Source organism: Cellulomonas sp. Leaf334 (assembly GCF_001424195.1).
GTDB lineage: Bacteria > Actinomycetota > Actinomycetes > Actinomycetales > Cellulomonadaceae > Cellulomonas.
The window spans coordinates 17145-35433 of the sequence record NZ_LMOO01000005.1; the positions used below are offsets into that span (position 1 = coordinate 17145).

Consider the following 18289-nt stretch of genomic DNA (forward strand, 5'->3'; position numbering starts at 1 on the left):
CCCAAGAAGTCGAGCACCAAGTGAGTCGTGACCCGGGGTGTCCCGATCTCGTGACGGGCCACTCCGGGTCACCCCACCCCCAGCACCGCCCGAAGGAGGTCATGATGGCGACCGCATCGATCACGGCCGGAGTGTTCTGCGACCCGGTCGCGGGTCAGGACTACGTGTACGTCGCCGAGCTTCCCGCCATCGCATCCGCGGACCCCGGCAGCATCCGCGACTCCCTGCGCAGGGCGGTGGCGGAGCACGGTCCCGGACAGCCGCTCCTCGTCCGCGCGGACGCGGGCACCACGCTCCCCGGGGCGTGGGAGCCGTTCATGACCTTCGTGCGGTTCCGTCGCCTGCCGGCCGACCAGGTCGGCCCCGCCGACGAGCCCCCACAGCCTGCGGTGACGATCGGCCCGGTGGATGTCCAGGCCGACATCGAGGCCCGCGACGCTGTTCTCGGCTGGCTCGAGCTCGCCCTCCGTCGCGGCTACGACGAGGAGGGGATCGCGGCAGACGTGGCACGACGATGGGCGCACGAGATCGCCGCCGACACGGACGCCGAGTCCATCGTGGCGCGGGTCGACGGTCGGCCCGTGGGCCACCTGACGTACCGGACGGCCGAGGACGACGTGACCGGCGAGCGGTACATCGAGCTGGTGGACGTCCTGGTCGACGGGCCTGATCGGTCCTGGCGCACCTGGGTCGAGCGCGCACTCGTCCGGTCGGCCGACGCGACGGCCGGCGCGCTCGGCCGATCACTCGTCGGCAACGTGGTCCACGCGGCGGGAGACGAGGGCGCGGAGCGTGCGCGCACCGTGATCCGGGGCCTCACCGGCTCCGGCTGGGACGTCCTGTACACCGTCTGGCTCTCGCAGGAGGAGTGGGCATGAGGATCACCGCGGACCAGGTGGAGGCCGCCCTCGGGCTCGACCCCGAGGACGGGCCCTACCTGAACCTGCGCAAGGCCGACGCGGTACACCACAGCGTCGGCAACCTGATGCTCTCGCTGTGGGAGCAGGCCGGTGCACCGCTCAGCCCCGCCGCGACGGCGACCCTGGCACGGCAGCGGGCCCGCGTCGCCCGGTACGACGAGTGCGAGAGCCGCATCCGCGCGGCGGGGATCGACTTCCGGGTGGTCAAGGGCCGGACGATCGGTGACCTGTACCCCGCCGGCGTGCTGCGGGCGCAGACCGACCTCGATCTCGTGGTCGGCTCCGTGGACGACCTGTGGACCGCCGCGCTGCTGCTCGTCGACGACCTGGGCTTCGACTCGGTCGACCTCACGGTCGTCGAGGGAACGGAACGGGAGCTGTACGTCGCGCTGAGCGCCCCCGCCGAGGACGAGTACTACGACAAGCCGCTGTCGGTCGAGCTGTCGACCGTCCTGTACTACGGCGACTCCGACACCGTCCCGTTGCGTCGCGGCGTGCCCGCCGACCAGGTCGTCGCCAACGTCCTCGCGCTGTCCGAGGAACGGTTCCAGCGGCCGTTCCATGTCCGCGACGTGCTCGACCTCGGCGTGCTCTGCGACCAGCTGACGCCCGAGCGTCGGGCGAGCCTGCTCGCCGCGGTCGAGTCGTACCGGCTCGCGCCCGAGCTGGTGGAGCTCGTCGAGCTCGCCCGGGCCCACGGGATCGCAGCAACGCTCGACGACGAGCTCGTGGACCTGCGGGACGCGGCCGAGCGGGAAGCCGCTCGGCGCCGGACCACGGCGGCTCGCGGCGACGAGGGGCTCGGGCTCAGCTTCGGCATCCTCGTCCCCGGATCCCGCCTACGGTCCGGGTGGTCGGTCGAGCGGAGCCAGATGGCAGGCACCGACGTCCTCGTCACACCACTCGGGACCTTCGTGCTCACCAGCAACGCCGTGCTGTCGCCCGAGACGTTCGACGCCGTTCAGGCCGCCGTCGCGCAGCTCGTCGCCGACGAGCTCGACGCAGGAGGGTCGGCGACGTGACGGACGCGCTCGCGATCGAGGCCACCGACCTGACCCGGACGTTCGTCACGGGCAAGGGCCGTGCCCGTCGCACGCGTACAGCACTGGACGCGGTCGGTCTCCGGGTCGAGCAGGGCTCTGTGCACGGCCTGCTCGGCCCGAACGGGGCAGGGAAGTCCACGTTCGCCAAGATCCTCACCACGATCCTGCTCCCGACGTCCGGGACGGCCACCGTTCTCGGGCACGACGTCGTCCGGGAAGCCGCGCAGGTGCGCCGCTGCGTCGCGCTCGTGCTCGGCGGCGACCGGGGCCTCTACCCGCGGCTCAGCCCCGCGCAGAACCTGGAGTTCTGGGCGGCGGCCTACGGCATGGGCAGGACCAGGCCCACCCGCGACGCCGTCGGGGCCGTGCTGGGTCAGGTCGGGCTCGGTGACGTCGACTACGCCGTCGAACGGTTCAGCAGGGGCATGAAGCAGCGTCTGCACCTGGCCCGGGCGCTCCTGGTGAACCCTCGCATCCTCGTGCTCGACGAACCGACGATGGGCATGGACCCCGCCGCGGCCCACGCCTTCCGTGCGCTCGTGCAGGACGTGAACCGGCGGGGTGTCACCGTGCTGATGACGACCCACGACATGCGCGAGGCCGAAGCTGTGTGTGACCGGGTCACGCTGATCGACGGGGGCCACATCCGGTTCAGCGACACCCCGGCCGAGCTCCGGTCGCGGGCGCGCGGGGAAGCGCGCGTCGAGGTCTACGACTTCGCCGGCAGGGCGCCGGAGGACGTCGCGGCAGAGGTCGCACGGCGTCCGTCGGTCGACGCGGAGCTCCGCACCGACGGTGTCCTGTCGGTCGCGGTCCGCGACGGCGGGTCGATCGGTGACCTGCTCCAGTACCTCGTCGCCGCCGGGCTCCACGACTTCGCGGTGATGCGTCCGACCCTCGAGGACGTCTACCTCCAAGCGGTCGGGGATCGAGGCATGCATGTCGGCTAGAGGTGCCTTGGCGGGCCTGATCGGCAGCGCGCGGCTCGAGGCGGTGATCCTCCGGCGCTCCCCGGTCGACGTCCTGTTCCTGATCACCGTCCCGCTGCAGACGATGGGCGTGATCGCGGTGCTCCGGTACGCCGGGCGACCGGACCTGGAGTTCACGGCGGTCCTCGCGCCGGCACTCATGGCCCTGTGGCAGAACGCGCTGTTCGTCTGCGGCGAGCTCGTCACCAAGGACCGCGACAACCAGCGGCTGGAGCTGCTCGTGTCGTCGCCGATGTCCTTCTACGGCTACCTGTGCGGTCGCGTCGGCGCGGTGACCGCCTTCTCGCTCGTGGTGTTCGCCGAGGCGATCGCGTTCGGCTGGCTCGCCTTCGGCGTCGCACCGTCCTTCTCCCAGCTCGGCCCGGCGGCGGTGACCCTCGTCGTGACCGCCCTGGCGACCGTCGCGACGTCGATCCTGCTGTCGATCGTCTTCGTGAACACCAGAAACCCGCACACGTACCAGAACGCCCTCGGCTACCCGATGTTCATCCTCGGCGGTGTCCTGGTCCCCGTCTCGATCTACCCGGAGTGGCTCGAGATCGCCTCGCGGTTCGTCTACCTCTCGTGGGCGTCCGACCTGTTCCGCGACACGCTCGGTGCCGGAACGGCGGAGGACTGGGCCCCACGCTGCGCCGTGATCCTCGGGCTCGGTCTGGTCACCGCGCTGCTCGGCGGCGTCCTCGTGCGACGCACCCTGCGGCATGCCCGACAGGAGGGTCGCCTTGCGCTCACCTGACACGATCGAGCGCGCGGTCGTCCGGCCCCTGCCGGTGCTCCGCGCCGCGATGGGCACCGGACGCGCGGACCTCGCAGCGCGGTACACGTGGTGGACCTGGGGCCTCGGCTGGGTGCTGAGGGGTGCGTTGGAGGTCAGCTTCTTCGCGTTCCTCGGCATCCTGCTCGAACGGCCGGACATCACCCGTGATCTGCTGATCGGTCGAGGGATCTTCCTGGGCGCCCTCGAGATGATGCTCGTCGTCCAGACGGTCGGCTGGGAGCGGCAGGGCGGCACGCTCCCCCTGCTGATGATGGCGCCGACGCGGGTCTGGCCGGCGTTCGTCGGCCGGGCGTGCCAGTGGGTCCCGAGCGCCATCATCACGCCGCTCGTGGTCCTCCTGGTGGTCGGTCCCGTGTTCGGGCTGTCGTTCACCGGCCCGCAGGTGGCCGGCCTCGCCGGTGCGGTCGTCGTGACCAGCCTGGCGTCCCTGGGCTTCTCCCTCGTCGTCGCGGCGGTCGTGCTGCGGGCGCCCGACACGCGCAATCTCGTCTCCAGCGTGGTCCAGGTCGCCGTCGCGCTGCTCTGCGGGGTGTTCGTCCCCATCAGCTACTGGCCCGCAGCGGTCCAGGCCGTCGCCCAGGTGGTCCCGCTGACGCACACGATCGAGGCGGTCCGCAGATCCATGGTCGGCGAGGGCACCTGGGCGGAGGTCGTCGCGGCGTCGTCGGGACCCCTGCTCGTCGCCGCCGGACTGGGCGCCGTGTGGCTCGTCCTCGGCTGTCTCCTCATCGAGCGGTACGCGCACGCCGGGCGCGACGACGGCCGGATCGACCTCGACGAATGACCTGCGACCACCACCCATGTCCCCGACCCCGAAGGAGGCTTCCATGATCGTCCGGAGCGTGTCCCACGACGTCAGACGAGCGAGTCTGCGTGAACGCCTCGAGCTCGAGGGTTTCGTCCGGCTCCTCGAGGCTCACGACCCGCTCTCGGCGATGGTCGGGGAGAACGCGACGGCGGTCCTGCCCGAGGTCGGGCACGTCGAGTTCGACGGCTTCTGGTCGAGCTCGCTGACGGACTCGGCGCGGCGCGGGCTCCCGGACATCGAGCTGGTCGGCATGCGGAGCCGGCTCCAGGGCATCGCGGAGATGTTCGCTGTCACGTCGAAGCCGCTGCTGATGGACGGTGACACCGGTGGTCGCGTCGAGCACTTCGAGTACACCGTGCGCGACCTGGAACGCGCCGGGGTGTCGGGTGTCGTCATCGAGGACAAGACGGGGCTGAAGCAGAACTCGCTGCTCGGCACCAGCGTGCCGCAGCTCCTGGAGACGGTCGAGGCCTTCTCGGAGAAGATCGCGCGGGGGAAGGCGGCCCAGTCCCGGCCGGAGTTCATGATCGTGGCACGCATCGAGAGCCTCATCCTCGGCATGCCCATGGACGACGCCCTGCACCGGGCGAGCGCGTACGTCAGCGCCGGGGCCGACGCGGTCATGATCCACAGCCGGCAGAGCTCGCCCCGCGAGGTCCTCGCGTTCGCCGCACTCTTCCGTGCGGCGCACCCGACGGTGCCGCTGGTCGCGGTCCCGACCACGTACAACACGATCCGCGCCGAGGACCTGCGTGCCGCCGGGTTCAACGTCGTCATCTATGCCAACCACATGCTGAGGGCGTCGTTGCGCGCGATGGACGCCGTCGCCCGCAAGATCCTGAACCACGACAGGACCCTCGAGGTCGAGCCAGCGTGCGCGGACCTGAAGGACCTCCTGACGGTCGAGGTCGAGTCCGGCAGGGCCGTCGGGGCATGACGGACCGTCGTCGCGAGCTCGTGCTCGGCGCGTACCTCTCGTACGCGGCGGGCCACCACGCGGCAGCGTGGCGTCACCCGAACGCCGTGCCGGAGGGTGCGTCGCAGCTGGCGCACTTCGCGCGCCTCGCGAGCACCGCGGAGCGGGGGCTGTTCGACTTCCTGTTCCTGGCGGACACCCCGTCCGTCTTCAACGACGACCGGGCCGGTTACGGCGGGCGGGTCGTGGGGCTCGAGCCGCTGACCCTGCTCGCCGCGCTCGCGGCGACGACGACCGACCTCGGCCTCGTCGCCACCGCCTCGACGAGCTACACGGAGCCCTACAACCTCGCCCGGCAGATGGCGACGCTCGACCACCTCAGCAGCGGACGGGCGGGGTGGAACCTGGTCACCTCCTCGAAGGGTGCGGCGGCCTTGAACTTCGGGCTCGAGTCGCAGGCTGACCACGGTCTGCGGTACGAGCGGGCCGCCGAGTACCTGGACGTCGTGACCCGGCTGTGGGACAGCTGGGAGGACGACGCGATCGTCCGCGACAAGGCGGCCGGGATGTACTACCGGCCCGACAGGCGACACCCGGCGGCGTTCCGCGGGACGCACGTGAGCGTGGCCGGCGAGCTCAACGTCGCCCGGCCGCCGCAGGGCCATCCGGTCGTCGTCCAGTCCGGGTCGTCCGAGGCCGGGCTCCGGCTGGCGGCGAGCGGGGCCGACCTCGTGTTCACGGCTCAGGGGTCGCTGGCCGACGCGACGGCCTTCGCCGACGGGCTGCGGGCCCGTACCGCACGACTGCGCCCCGGCGCCCGGCCCCCGCTCGTCCTGCCGGGGATCTCCCCCTATGCGGCGGCGACCCGGGCGAAGGCCTCCGCCCGGCTCGCCGAGCTCGAGGCGCTCATCCACCCGGAGCTCGGGGTCAGCATGCTCGGCGACCTGCTCGGGGGGATGGACCTGCGGGGCTACGACGTCGACGGTCCGCTCCCGGACCTCCCGCCGTCCAACGGCAACCAGAGCAGGCGCAGGCTGATAGAGCGCATGGCGCACGACGAGGGCCTGACGATCCGCCAGCTGTACTTGCGGCTGACCGTCTCCCGTGGCCACCTGACCGTCGTCGGAACCTACGACGAGGTGGCCGACACGATGGCCGAGTGGTTCGACGCGGGAGCGGCCGACGGCTTCAACGTCATGCCACCGCTGCTCCCGGACTGCCTCGACGACTTCGTGGAGCACGTCGTACCCCGGCTCCAGGACAGGGGCCTGACGAAGCGTGCCTACCGCCCGGGGACGCTGCGGCAGAAGCTCGGCCTCCTCCGTCCCACCAATCGCCACACGAGCGCGAGGGCGCTCGTGGGACCACCGACCGACCGATCGCCCGGACCGGTCACGACCACGTCAGGAGACGACATGCGCAACGACCTCATCCTCGAGGACACGACCCTGCGGGACGGCGAGCAGGCGCCCGGCGTCGCCTTCTCGGCCGACACCAAGGTCGCGATCTTCGATGCCCTCGTGGACGCGGGGGTCCGCTGGATCGAGGCGGGCATCCCGGCCATGGGCGGCCAGGACGTCGCCGCGATGAAGCGCATGCTCGAGCGGCGCGACGAGGTGAACCTGGTCGGGTGGAATCGGGGTGTGCTCGACGACCTGAGGTACACGATGTCGCTCGGGTTCCGGGTGGTGCACCTGGGCCTGCCGACGTCCTCGCTGCACCTGCAGCACAGTGTCAAGAAGGACCGCGCGTGGCTGCTGTCGACGGCGCAGGACATGGTCAAGTTCGCGAAGGACCAGGGATGTTTCGTGTCCATCAGCGCGGAGGACATGGGGCGCACGGAGATCGGGTTCCTGCAGGAGTACGCAGTCGCCGTGCGCGATGCCGGCGCCGACCGGCTGCGACTCTCGGACACGGTGGGGATCCTCGACCCCGAGGGCTATGCGGCCCGCGTCCGCGCGGTGGTCGAGGCGTCGGACATCGATCTGCAGACCCACTGCCACAACGACTTCGGTCTCGCTGTGGCGAACACCCTCGCAGGGCTCCGGGCGGGTGCGCGCTACTTCCACGTGACGGTCAACGCCGTCGGCGAGCGGGCTGGGATGCCGGACCTCGCCCAGACGGTCCTCGCGCTGCGGCAGTTCCACGACGTGGACCTCGGCATCGACCTGACGGCGCTCGGTGCGGTCTCCCGGCTCGTCGCGGATGCCAGCGGCCACCAGATCGCACCCTGGCAGCCGATCGTCGGGTCGAACGTGTTCGCCCACGAGTCGGGAATCCACACCAACGGGATGCTGAGCGAGTCGAGCACCTTCGAGCCGTTCCCGCCGGAGCTCGTGGGCGGCGAGCGTCTTCTCCTGATCGGCAAGCACTCGGGACGCGCCATGATCAGGCACACGCTGGACGAGGTCGGGGTCGACGTCGACCCGTCGGTGATGGACGAGCTTCTCGTCGAGGTTCGTGAGCTGGCGATCCGGAACCGGAGCACAGTGAGCACGCCCGAGCTGGTCGACCTCTACGAGTCGGTCTGCGCGCGCGTGCGGGTCGCGGTCTGAGATGGCACCCCGTCCCACGCCGTTGGTGAACCGGATCGTCGCGGAACGTGCCGGCCGAGCCACCGTCGATGTCGGTGAGCTGCTGTTCGTCGACGTCGACCGCGTCTACGTCCAGGACGGCAACTCGCCGACGATCGCCCGGCTCTACCGCCAGCACGGCCTGTCGACCGTGTTCGACCCGGAGCGCGTCGCGTTCGTCTTCGACCACACGGTCCTCGTCCCCAACCGCGAGATGGCCGACCGCATCGGCGAGGCGGAACGGTTCGCGCGAGAGCTCGGGGTCCAGGTCTTCGGTCGCGGCGCGGGGATCAGCCACCTTGTCGCGCTCGAGGAGGGCTGGTACGTCCCGGGGAACGTGGTTCTCGGCTCCGACTCCCACACGTGCGTCGGCGGAGCGCTCCAGTCGCTGGCCCTGGGGATGGGCGCCACGGACATCGCGGCCGCCATGGTGACCGGCCGGACGTGGCTCAAGGTGCCCGACACCGTGTGGCTGCACGTGTCTGGGACGCCGCACGCGTCCGTGCGACCCAAGGACGTCCTCCTCGAGGTGCTGCGCCGCTTCGGGATGGACGCCTTCCTGTACAGGTCCGTGCAGTGGACGGGTCCGTGGGTGGAGTCGCTGAGCGAGGACTCCGCGGCGTCGGTGGCGAGCATGGGCGTCGAGATGGGAGCGAAGTGCGTCTTCCTGCCGCCGCGTCCGGGCTCCCCTGAGGGCCTGGTCCCGACCGCGGCCGGTCCCGGTGACCGCGTCCTCGAGCTGGACGTGTCGACGTTGTCGCCGATGGTCTCGTTGCCGCACTCGCCGCACGGCTCCGTCCCCGTCGACGAGCTCGGAGGGCGGCCCGTCGACTACGTGTTCGTCGGCACGTGCACGAACGGGCGGCTCGAGGACATCGCCGAGATCGCCGGCCTGGTCGAGGGGCACCGCGTGGCGCCGTCGGTGCACTTCGTGGTCACGCCCGGGTCGCGCCAGACCTACCTCGACGCGATCTCGGCGGGGTACGTCGCCACCCTCGTCGAGGCCGGCGCGATCGTGACCCCGCCAGGCTGCGGGGCGTGCGTGGGGACCCAGGGGTCCGTGCCGGCGTCGGGCAGCACCGTCCTGACGACGATGAACCGGAACTTCAAGGGCCGGATGGGCAACCCGGACGCCGGCATCCACCTGTCGTCGCCCCTCGTGGCAGCGACCGCGGCCCTCCTGGGACGGTTCCCGACGAGGGAGGACCTGCCCGGATGAGCATCTACCGCGTCGTGCCCGTCTCCGGGGTGATCTCGACCGACGACATCATCCCCGCCCGGTACAAGCACATGTACACCGACCCCGACGAGCTGGCACCGCACGTGTTCGAGCACCGGTTCCCGGGTCTGGCGGCGCAGTTCGAGACCGGCGACGCCGTGGTCGGGGACTCGACGTTCGGCATCGGCAGCTCGCGCGAGCAGGCGGTCTCCGCGTTGCTCGGTTGCGGTGTCCGGCTCGTCGTCGCCCCGTCGTTCGGCCGGATCTTCTACCGCAACTGTTGGAACCTTGGCCTGCCCGCGATCGAGCTGGAGACCGCCTCGCTCGTCACCGCCGGCCAGCTCGACGTGAGTCTGCAGACGGGGACGGTTGTCGTGGGTGACGAAGTTGTGCGCTTCGCCTCGCCCGCGCCGCTGATGATCGACATGGTGGGAGCAGGCGGGCTCCTGGCGATGGTGCTCCGGGACCGAGGTGCACCGGCAGGAACTGACGGAAGGATGCAGGCATGACGACGAAGCAGAAGTTCGACGACCTGGCGACCGACTACCACGCGAGCCGTCCCCGCTACCCTGCCGCGCTGCTGGCGCAGATCGTCGAGCACCTGCCGGCGCGGTCGCCGCTGACGGTCGTCGACGCCGGCGCCGGCACGGGGATCGCTCTCGAAGGGCTGATCCCGCTGCTCGGCGACGCGCACCGTTATCTCGCGGTCGACGTGTCCGCCGGGATGGTCGACGCCGGTCGGGCGGCGTTCCCGACGGTCGACTGGGCGGTCGGCACCGCGGAGCCGTACCTCGAGGGCCTCGACCACCGCGTCGAGCTGGTCATCGCCGCGCAGGCCTACCAGTGGATGGAGCGCGAGCGTTTCGTGCGCGCCAGCCTGGATGCCCTGACGTCCGACGGTGTGCTCGCGATCGTCCAGAACAACCGTGACCACGACGGCAGCGAGTTCCTGGGTGCCTACGAGGACCTCCTCGAGACGTTCAGCCCGGGGTACTCGCGCGCGTACCGCGACTTCGACGTCGCCGCGGAGCTGGCGGCGCAGGTGGAGCCCCGCGGTGGTCGGGTGGAGACCTCGGTGGTCGGCTGGACGCGTCCGATGGGTGTTCAGGAGTTCGTGCAGATGTCGTCGTCGTCCACCCAGGTGCAGCGTGCGGTCGCGGCGGAGGGCCCCGGGTTCCTGGATCGCGTCGCCGAGCTGTCGGCGGAGCACGCGCAGGGCGGCCAGCTCGCGCTGCTCTACCGCTCCGAGCTGTACCTGGGGTTGCGCGCCGGCTGACCGGCCCGTGGAACATCAGGGCTGCGTCGGCGCGTGCCGGTCCAGGAACCTGTAGACCTCCGTGGTGTCCACGCCGGGGAACACCCCCACCGGCAGCGCAGCCAGGAGGGACGCGTGCGGGCGGGCGCTCGGCCAGGACTTGTCGGACCAGCGCTCGGCGAGCTCGGTCGGGGGCTGGCGGCAGCACATCGGGTCGGGGCACCTCGACGCCGCACGCTCGGTGGTCTCGCGGCCGCGGAACCAGCGGACGTGCGCGAACGGCACGCCGACGGAGACGGAGAACGCGCCCTGTGACGACGGCTGCACGCGGCTCGTGCACCAGTACGTGCCCGACGACGTGTCGGTGTACTGGTAGTACGGCGTGAACCGGTCGGGCAGCGTGAAGACCACGCGCGCGGTCCACTGCCGGCAGACGGGCTGCCCCTCGATGGCGCCCAGCGGGTCGGCGGGAAACTTCACGCCGTCGTTCTCGTACGCCTTATGCAGGGTGCCGCCCTCGTGGACCTTCATGAAGTGCACGGGGATGCCCAGGTGGCGCGTCGCCAGGTTGGTGAACCGGTGGGCGGCCGTCTCGTAGGGCACGGCGAAGGCGTCGCGCAGGTCCTCCACCGACAGCCGGCGCTCGGCCTTCGCCTCCTGGAGGAACGGCACGGCGCCGTCCTCGGGCAGCATCATCGCGGCAGCCAGGTAGTTGGCCTCGACGCGCTGACGCAGGAAGTCGCCGTAGTCCTTCGGCTCGGCGTGGCCGAGCACGTGGCTGGCGATGGCCTGGAGCAGGGGTGAGCGGGCGTCGCTGGTGCCGGGGTTGCCCTGGGGGAGGTAGATGCGGCCGTGCGCGAGGTCGGTGACCGACCGGGTGGAGTGCGGCAGGTCGGGCACGTAGTGCAGGCCGAAGCCCAGGTGCGCGGCGATGTCCGCGGTCGCGCGCTGGGACAGGGGACCGCCGGGGTGGTCGATCGCGGTGAGCAGCGTGCGGGCGTGCGCCTCCAGCTCCGGGAAGTAGTTGTCCTGTGCGCGCATCCGGATCCGGAGCTCGGCATTGGCGCGACGGGCCTCCTCCGGGGTGGCGGCGTTCTCCATGAGGAGGCGCTGGATCTCGGCCTGCAGGCGGACCAGGGCCTCGAGCGCGTCGGCGGGCAGGGACCGGCCGACCTTCACGGGTGAGACGCCCAGCGACGCGAAAAGGGGTCCCCGCTGCGCTCGCTCGAGCTCGACCTCCAGCGCGGCCCGGCGCGTCGGCGGTTCGGTGCGCAGCAGCTCGGACAGCGGGACGTCGAGCGCCTCCGCCACCTGCGCGAGCAGCGACAGCTTGGGCTCGCGGTGACCGTTCTCCAGCATCGACACCTGCGAGGGCGCGCGACCGATCGCCGCACCGAGGTCGTCGAGCGTCATGTTCCGGCCCGTGCGCAGGTGCCGGATCCGTCGTCCCAGCACCAGCGTGTCCAGGCCGCCGTTGGCCGTCGTCGTCATGCCGTCCACCATCGCCCGAGCCTGCGCTTCTGTCCAGGAGAAGGATTGCCGATCTTCTGCGGACTTTGCGTGAGAAGAACTGCCGAACACCGAGGAACGTGGAGGTCAGGCCGAAGGGCCGAGAAGAACGCCCCAATGACGGAGGACACGATGAGCACGTACAGGCACGGCGACCAGACCGAGACCGCGGCCGAGCTCGCGGCGAGCTGGGACCTCGACGCGCGGTGGGCCGGCATCCGCCGCACCCACACCGCCGAGGACGTCGTCGCCCTCCGGGGGTCGGTCCGCGAGGAGAGCACCCTCGCGCAGCGCGGCGCCGAGCGGCTCTGGCAGCTCCTGCACTCCCGCACCCTGGTGCCGGCGCTGGGTGCGCTGACCGGCAACCAGGCCGTGCAGCAGGTCCGCGCCGGGCTCGAGGCGATCTACCTGTCCGGGTGGCAGGTGGCCGCCGACGCCAACCTGTCCGGCCAGACCTACCCCGACCAGTCGCTCTACCCGGTGAACTCGGTGCCCGCGGTGGTCCGTCGGATCAACAACGCCCTCCTGCGCGCCGACCAGATCGAGTTCGCGGAGACGGGCCGACGCACCCGCGAGTGGCTGGCGCCGATCGTCGCCGACGCCGAGGCCGGCTTCGGAGGCCCGCTGAACGCCTACGAGCTCATGCACTCGATGATCAGCGCCGGCGCGGCGGGCGTGCACTGGGAGGACCAGCTCGCGGCCGAGAAGAAGTGCGGCCACCTGGGCGGCAAGGTGCTCGTCCCGACGTCGCAGCACGTCCGGACGCTGTCCGCGGCACGGCTCGCGGCCGACGTCGCGGGGGTGCCTTCCGTGATCGTCGCGCGGACCGACGCCCTCGGAGCAGACCTGCTCACGAGTGACATCGACCCCCGCGACGAGCCGTTCCTCACCGGCGAGCGGACCGCCGAGGGCTACTACCGGGTGCGCCCAGGGCTCGACCCCGTCGTCGCGCGTGCCGAGGCGTACGCGCCGCACTCCGACCTCATCTGGGTGGAGACGTCGACCCCCGACGTCGCCGCCGCGATCGAGTTCGCCGAGCGTCTGCATGACCGGTTCCCCGGCAAGCTCCTGGCCTACAACTGCTCGCCGTCGTTCCACTGGCGCTCACAGCTGGACGACCTGCAGATCGCGCGCTTCCAGCGGGAGCTCGCCGGTCACGGGTACGTCTTCCAGTTCATCACCCTCGCCGGGTTCCACGCCCTCAACCACTCGATGTTCGACCTCGCCCGCGGCTACGCCGAGCGCGGCATGAGCGCGTACGTCGAGCTGCAGGAGGCCGAGATCGCCTCCGAGTCCGACGGCTACACGGCCACGCGCCACCAGCGCGAGGTCGGCACCGGCTACTTCGACCGCGTCGCCACCGCGATCAGTCCCGACAGCGCCACCCTCGCGCTCGCCGGCTCGACCGAGACCGCCCAGTTCACCCACTGACCCTGCGGCGGCGCCGCATCAGAACCAGGAGCACCTCTCATGACCATCACCAGTGCACCCCCGACCACCCGACCTCGTCTGGAGCTGACCGGACCCGACGTCCCGGGGACGGACCAGATCCTCACGTCCGAGGCCATCGACTTCCTCACCGACCTGCACGTCCGGTTCTCCGGCCGGCGCCACGACCTGCTGCTGGGCCGCCAGCACCGCCGGACCCGGTTCTCCAACGGCGCCGACCCCGACTTCCAGCCGCTGACCGCAGGCATCCGGGCGGACCCGAGCTGGCGCGTCGCCGGTCCCGGACCCGGCCTGGAGGACCGTCGCGTCGAGATCACCGGCCCCACCGACCGCAAGATGACGATTAACGCGCTCAACTCCGGCGCGAAGGTCTGGCTCGCGGACATGGAGGACGCCACCAGCCCGACCTGGACCAACGTCGTCGGCGGGCAGCACTCGCTGTTCGACGCCATCCGCGGTCAGATCGACTTCACCTCGCCCGAGGGCAAGGAGTACACGGTCGGGTCGGTCACCCCGACGATCGTGTTCCGGCCGCGCGGCTGGCACCTGACCGAGAAGCACCTGGAGTTCACCGACCGCGCCGGCCAGAACTGCGCGGCGTCCGCGAGCCTCGTCGACGCCGGGCTGTACCTCTTCCACAACGCCCGCGCCCTCATCGACTCCGGTCGCGGACCGTACCTCTACCTGCCCAAGCTGGAAGGTCACCTGGAGGCACGCCTCTGGGACGAGGTCTTCCGGTTCACCGAGACCTACCTGGGCCTGCGGTACGGGACGATCCGCGCGACCGTCCTCATCGAGACCATCACGGCCGCGTTCGAGATGGAGGAGATCCTCTACGAGCTGCGCGACCACTGCGCCGGGCTGAACGCCGGCCGCTGGGACTACATCTTCAGCGTCATCAAGAACTTCCGCGCTCGCGGACCCCGGTTCGTCCTGCCGGACCGCAGCAGCGTCACGATGACCGTGCCGTTCATGAGGGCGTACACCGAGCTGCTCGTCGCCACCTGCCACAAGCGGGGCGCGCAGGCCATCGGCGGCATGAGCGCGTTCATCCCCGACCGTCGGGACCCGGAGGTCACCTCCGCCGCGCTCGCGCAGGTCAGGGCGGACAAGCAGCGGGAGGCCGGGCAGGGGTACGACGGCACGTGGGTGGCTCACCCCGACCTGGTGCCCGTCGCCCGGGAGGTCTTCGACGAGGCGCTCGGCGACCGCGTCGACCAGCGTCACCGGCTGCGTGAGGACGTGCACGTGACCGCCGCGGACCTGCTCGACATCCCGTCGGCCGGCGGCGGCGAGCCCGGGGCCGTCACCGACGGCGGCCTGCGCGGCAACGTCTCGGTGGGCGTCCGGTACCTCGAGGCGTGGCTGCGGGGCATCGGCGCGGTGGCCATCGACCACCTCATGGAGGACGCCGCCACGGCCGAGATCTCACGGTCGCAGGTGTGGCAGTGGGTGCACCAGGGGGTCGTCACCGCCGAGGGCACCCGCATCGACGCCGCCCGGGTCGAGCAGGTGCTCAAGGAGGTGCTGGCCGACCTGCCGCGCACCGCCGACGACCGGTACGACGACGCGGCCGACCTGTTCCGGCAGGTCGCCCTGGCGGAGGACTTCCCGACGTTCCTCACCGTCCCGGCGTACACGCAGTTCCTGGTCGCGCGCGTCTGACCGCACTCGAGGACGACGTGGCCCGGGTCGCCGTCCGGCCCGGGCCACGTCGCGGGCGCAGCCGGGTGCTCGATCCGGCCGCACCTGCGACAGAAGTGACCCCTGAGGCGCGGACGCGCACCAGATGATCACTCCTGTCACAGCTGCGGCTGGGTCGGACACGGACCGACGCCGTCGGAGGATGGGCGAGAGATGTCCGACGAAGCCTCGTCGGCTGTGCGGACCGTGCGCCAGGATGTCCGGATGGTTGACGACGTACGCCCCGTCCTGGTCACCGGCGGAACCGGCACTCTCGGCCGTGCCCTCGTGCACACCCTCCTCGACGCCGGTCGACCGGTCCGTGTGCTCAGCCGGCGAGAACGCTCACCGGCCGCACCGGCCGAGGCGCAGTGGGTGGTCGGCGACCTGCTCGCCGGCGACGGGCTGCCCGAGGCGGTGACCGGGGTGAGCGCGGTCGTGCACTGCGCGTCCGACCCCCGCAAGCCCGACGACGACCTCGACGCCGCGGTGCAGCTGCTCCTCGCCGCGCGGGCAGCGGCCGCCCCGCACCTCGTCTACGTCTCGATCGTCGGCGTCGACCGCGTCCCGTACGCGTACTACAAGGCGAAGCACCGGGTCGAGGAGATCGTCGAGGACGGCGGCGTGCCGTGGACGATCCTGCGCGCCACGCAGTTCCACGACTTCGTCGCGACCATGCTCGACTACCTCTCGCGCGGGCCGGTCGCGCTGGCCCCGGCGGGGATGAGCGACCAGCCCGTCGACGTCCGCGAGGTCGCGTCCCGGCTCGTCCAGCTCGTCGACGCGGGTCCGTCGGGTCGCGTCGAGGACCTCGGCGGACCCCAGGTGCTCACCGTGACCGAGCTCATGCGCACGTACCTCGCGGCGCGAGGTCGGCGCCGGCCGGTGTGGACCGTGCCGTTCCCCGGTCCGCTGAGCGGGTTCCGGCACGGCCACCACCTGACCCCCGGGCACGCGACCGGGCGCCTGACGTTCGCGGAGTGGGCGCAGACCCGGTCGCACTGACCGGACCGGGAGGGTCAGCCGACCTGCCAGCTCCAGCTGCCTGCCGCGTCCGTGACCTGCACGATCACGGTCGTCGGTACGCCCGATGCGTCGACGGCGACGCACTGGAACGAGGTCGCCGCCCCGGTGACGACCGTGTCGGGGCACTGCACCGACACCGCCACCCCCGCCTGCTCGGCCACCCCGGCGGCGATCTCGATCTCCATCGCGGACGTGTCGAGGGTCGCGGCCGACGGGACCTGCGCCTCCTCCAACGCGCCGCGGACCGCGAAGGCGACGAGGAGGCTGCTGATCACGAGGCCGACGATCGACAGACCCAGCGCCCAGCGAGCCCGGCCCCGGCCCCTGGGCGCCCAGCCGGCGGACTCGAGCCTCGTCGCGCGCTTCAGCCCGACGATCGCCAGCACGATCCCCGCGATGCCGGCGATCGGCACGCCGAGCATGGCGAGGACCGAGACGACGAGGGCCACCCGTGCGGGGGTGTTCTTGCCGTCGCCCAGGTTCGCGGCCGTGTTGACCAGGTAGTGGTCCTCGACGGGCTGGATCCAGCCGGTGCTCGTGGCGGCCGGTGCTGCGGACCCGAACCGCGGGTCGGGCGCCGAGTATCCGTAGCCCCCCGCCGCGGTCGCCGCGGGCAGGCCGGTGAACCCGGGTTCCGGGGTGAGCTGGGTCGGGACCGCAGGTGCAGCTGGCGGTGGCGCCTGCACGTGCTCGGTCCAGCCGGCGCCGTCGAACCAGCGCTCACCGCCCGAGCCGGCCGGGTCGGTGTACCAGCCCGCTGGGGGGTTCCCTGTCGTGGGCGCGGTCACGGGTGCTCCAGTCGTCGTGCCGTTCTTCGGTCCTCACCCCATCGGCACCTCGGCGCACGACCTTGACCGCGCCCCCGGTCGGTCGGAAAACCCCTTGGCGCTCCGCGCGGACCGGACGTACGGTCGTCGGACACGGGAAGGAGGTGGTCCAGGACATGTTCTATTCCAGGACGCGTGAGGTGACTGTCCGCTAGTCGCCCGAAAGTACTCGGACGGATTGCACACACGATCCGCCCGCAGGCCCACCCGGACCGGCGAGCGAATCCATGGCAGTCACCGCAGCCCGTGGGAGCCGCGACCTCGTCCTTCGCGGCAGGGCCTCCTCGGAGGTCCGGCCCACGGGCTGTTGCCTGCCCATCTCGTGGCAGGGTGGAGCAGTGGCCCTCAAGAACCCTGCTCAGATCAACCAGATGCGCCCCGCCGGGAAGTTCGTCGCCGGCGTGCTGTCCTCCTTGCGTGACGTCGCCCGCGAGGGGATGACGCTCAAGCAGCTGGACACCCACGCGCACCAGATGATCGATGCGGCCGGTGCGCACTCCGTCTACCTGGGCTACCACCCGTCGTTCGGCGCGATGCCGTACCCGGGCGTGCTGTGCACCTCCGTGAACGACGCGGCCCTGCACGGTCTGCCGTCGGACCACGTGCTCGTCGACGGCGACGTGCTGAGCATCGACTTCGCCGCGCAGGTGCAGGGCTGGGTGGCCGACTCGGCGCTCACGTTCCAGATCGGGACGCAGGACCCCACCGTCCAGAAGCTCATCGAGACCACCGAGCGTGCCCTGGCCGCCGGCATCGCCGCCGCCCGTCCGGGCGCCCGGATGGGAGACGTCTCGTCGGCCATCGGCACCGTCGGCCGCGCGGGCGGGTACGGGATCAACGCCGACTTCGGGGGTCACGGCGTCGGCCGGACCATGCACGAGGACCCGCACGTCCCCAACCTCGGCCGTCCCGGCACCGGGCTGAAGCTGAAGACGGGCCTGGTCATCGCGATCGAGCCCTGGTTCATGGCGGGCGGCGACGGCTACACGATCGACGACGACGGCTGGACCATCCGCACCGCCGACGGCTCGCTGGCAGCGCACGCGGAGCACACCGTCGCGATCACCCCGGACGGCCCGCTCGTCCTGACAGCCCGCGACTGACCCCACCGCAACGTCCGAGGAAGTGGTCGCCGGAGCAGCCACATCCTCGGACGTCCGCACTCGATGAGGTCCCAGCGCGCACGAGTGCGGACGCTGCGTGACTCCTCGCCAGGATGTCCGCGCTCGTGCGGGTTCCAGGGCTGACGAGTGCGGACGTTGGTTGTTCTTGACGGCGGACTTAGATTGGCTCG

The 18289-nt window shown here is 71.5% G+C and carries 16 protein-coding genes; 14 read left to right on the top strand and 2 right to left on the bottom strand.

The features are described from left to right. The first annotated feature begins 104 nt into the window (after window positions 1-104). From ASF78_RS10535 to ASF78_RS10585, 10 genes are read left to right on the top strand one after another with little or no spacing between them, the layout of a single operon-like run. Window positions 105-878, top strand: coding sequence for a hypothetical protein (locus tag ASF78_RS10535; protein WP_156374131.1), 774 nt, complete (start codon window positions 105-107; stop codon window positions 876-878). Next, window positions 875-1942, top strand: a complete 1068-nt coding sequence (locus ASF78_RS10540; RefSeq protein ID WP_156374132.1) for a nucleotidyltransferase family protein — start codon at window positions 875-877, stop codon at window positions 1940-1942. Before ASF78_RS10535 ends, ASF78_RS10540 begins: the two co-directional genes overlap by 4 nt. Continuing rightward, the gene (locus ASF78_RS10545) at window positions 1939-2913 is read left to right on the top strand and encodes an ABC transporter ATP-binding protein (RefSeq protein ID WP_056588543.1); all 975 of its coding nucleotides are present in this window, start codon (window positions 1939-1941) and stop codon (window positions 2911-2913) included. The genes ASF78_RS10540 and ASF78_RS10545 overlap by 4 nt, the downstream gene beginning before the upstream one ends. Then, the gene (locus ASF78_RS10550) at window positions 2903-3688 is read left to right on the top strand and encodes an ABC transporter permease (protein ID WP_082494978.1); all 786 of its coding nucleotides are present in this window, start codon (window positions 2903-2905) and stop codon (window positions 3686-3688) included. The genes ASF78_RS10545 and ASF78_RS10550 overlap by 11 nt, the downstream gene beginning before the upstream one ends. Beyond that, entirely contained in the window at window positions 3675-4514 is an 840-nt protein-coding gene (locus tag ASF78_RS10555; RefSeq protein ID WP_056588551.1) for an ABC transporter permease, read from the top strand. The genes ASF78_RS10550 and ASF78_RS10555 overlap by 14 nt, the downstream gene beginning before the upstream one ends. 43 nt (window positions 4515-4557) lie before the next feature. After that, window positions 4558-5475 carry a phosphoenolpyruvate mutase gene (aepX, locus tag ASF78_RS10560; RefSeq protein WP_056588554.1) on the top strand — a complete coding sequence of 306 codons (918 nt, stop codon included), beginning with the start codon at window positions 4558-4560 and terminating at the stop codon, window positions 5473-5475. Next, window positions 5472-8009, top strand: a complete 2538-nt coding sequence (locus ASF78_RS22775; protein ID WP_200940583.1) for an NtaA/DmoA family FMN-dependent monooxygenase — start codon at window positions 5472-5474, stop codon at window positions 8007-8009. Before aepX ends, ASF78_RS22775 begins: the two co-directional genes overlap by 4 nt. 1 nt (window position 8010) lies before the next feature. Next, a complete protein-coding gene (locus tag ASF78_RS10575) occupies window positions 8011-9246 on the top strand; it encodes an aconitase/3-isopropylmalate dehydratase large subunit family protein (protein ID WP_056588695.1) in 1236 nt (411 codons plus the stop codon). Further along, entirely contained in the window at window positions 9243-9755 is a 513-nt protein-coding gene (locus ASF78_RS10580) for a hypothetical protein (RefSeq protein ID WP_056588698.1), read from the top strand. Before ASF78_RS10575 ends, ASF78_RS10580 begins: the two co-directional genes overlap by 4 nt. After that, window positions 9752-10522 carry a trans-aconitate 2-methyltransferase gene (locus ASF78_RS10585; RefSeq protein ID WP_056588701.1) on the top strand — a complete coding sequence of 257 codons (771 nt, stop codon included), beginning with the start codon at window positions 9752-9754 and terminating at the stop codon, window positions 10520-10522. Before ASF78_RS10580 ends, ASF78_RS10585 begins: the two co-directional genes overlap by 4 nt. A 15-nt stretch (window positions 10523-10537) precedes the next feature. Here the strand turns inward: ASF78_RS10585 and ASF78_RS10590 are convergent, their stop codons facing one another. Then, on the bottom strand, window positions 10538-11992 hold the full coding sequence (locus tag ASF78_RS10590; RefSeq protein ID WP_082495072.1) for a helix-turn-helix transcriptional regulator: 1455 nt from the start codon (window positions 11990-11992) through the stop codon (window positions 10538-10540). Between the two features lie 150 nt (window positions 11993-12142). On the opposite strand from ASF78_RS10590, the gene aceA reads away from it, so the two are divergent. From aceA to ASF78_RS10605, 3 genes are all read left to right on the top strand, one after another. Further along, the gene (gene aceA, locus ASF78_RS10595; protein WP_082495073.1) at window positions 12143-13441 is read left to right on the top strand and encodes an isocitrate lyase; all 1299 of its coding nucleotides are present in this window, start codon (window positions 12143-12145) and stop codon (window positions 13439-13441) included. A 39-nt stretch (window positions 13442-13480) separates the two neighbouring features. Continuing rightward, a complete protein-coding gene (gene aceB, locus ASF78_RS10600) occupies window positions 13481-15124 on the top strand; it encodes a malate synthase A (RefSeq protein ID WP_056588711.1) in 1644 nt (547 codons plus the stop codon). 243 nt (window positions 15125-15367) lie between these two features. After that, a complete protein-coding gene (locus ASF78_RS10605; protein ID WP_056590700.1) occupies window positions 15368-16147 on the top strand; it encodes an SDR family oxidoreductase in 780 nt (259 codons plus the stop codon). A 14-nt stretch (window positions 16148-16161) separates the two neighbouring features. Here ASF78_RS10605 and ASF78_RS10610 read toward each other — a convergent pair whose 3' ends face one another. Next, window positions 16162-16956, bottom strand: a complete 795-nt coding sequence (locus ASF78_RS10610; RefSeq protein WP_056588714.1) for a DUF2510 domain-containing protein — start codon at window positions 16954-16956, stop codon at window positions 16162-16164. A 377-nt stretch (window positions 16957-17333) separates the two neighbouring features. Between ASF78_RS10610 and map the strand changes: the two genes are divergently transcribed. Beyond that, window positions 17334-18098 (top strand): type I methionyl aminopeptidase, encoded by a 765-nt coding sequence (gene map / locus ASF78_RS10615; protein WP_082494981.1) that lies wholly within the window; start codon window positions 17334-17336, stop codon window positions 18096-18098. Window positions 18099-18289: the final 191 nt, after the last annotated feature.

Excerpts from the sequence above, each read along its gene's own strand:
- ASF78_RS10535 (WP_156374131.1), top strand. The coding sequence starts at position 105 with ATGGCGACCGCATCGATCACGGCCGGAGTGTTCTGCGACCCGGTCGCG.
- ASF78_RS10540 (WP_156374132.1), top strand. The coding sequence starts at position 875 with ATGAGGATCACCGCGGACCAGGTGGAGGCCGCCCTCGGGCTCGACCCC.
- ASF78_RS10550 (WP_082494978.1), top strand. The coding sequence starts at position 2,903 with ATGTCGGCTAGAGGTGCCTTGGCGGGCCTGATCGGCAGCGCGCGGCTC.
- aepX (WP_056588554.1), top strand. The coding sequence starts at position 4,558 with ATGATCGTCCGGAGCGTGTCCCACGACGTCAGACGAGCGAGTCTGCGT.
- ASF78_RS22775 (WP_200940583.1), top strand. The coding sequence starts at position 5,472 with ATGACGGACCGTCGTCGCGAGCTCGTGCTCGGCGCGTACCTCTCGTAC.
- ASF78_RS10575 (WP_056588695.1), top strand. The coding sequence starts at position 8,011 with ATGGCACCCCGTCCCACGCCGTTGGTGAACCGGATCGTCGCGGAACGT.
- ASF78_RS10580 (WP_056588698.1), top strand. The coding sequence starts at position 9,243 with ATGAGCATCTACCGCGTCGTGCCCGTCTCCGGGGTGATCTCGACCGAC.
- ASF78_RS10585 (WP_056588701.1), top strand. The coding sequence starts at position 9,752 with ATGACGACGAAGCAGAAGTTCGACGACCTGGCGACCGACTACCACGCG.
- ASF78_RS10590 (WP_082495072.1), bottom strand. The coding sequence starts at position 11,992 with ATGACGACGACGGCCAACGGCGGCCTGGACACGCTGGTGCTGGGACGA.
- aceA (WP_082495073.1), top strand. The coding sequence starts at position 12,143 with ATGAGCACGTACAGGCACGGCGACCAGACCGAGACCGCGGCCGAGCTC.
- aceB (WP_056588711.1), top strand. The coding sequence starts at position 13,481 with ATGACCATCACCAGTGCACCCCCGACCACCCGACCTCGTCTGGAGCTG.
- ASF78_RS10605 (WP_056590700.1), top strand. The coding sequence starts at position 15,368 with ATGGTTGACGACGTACGCCCCGTCCTGGTCACCGGCGGAACCGGCACT.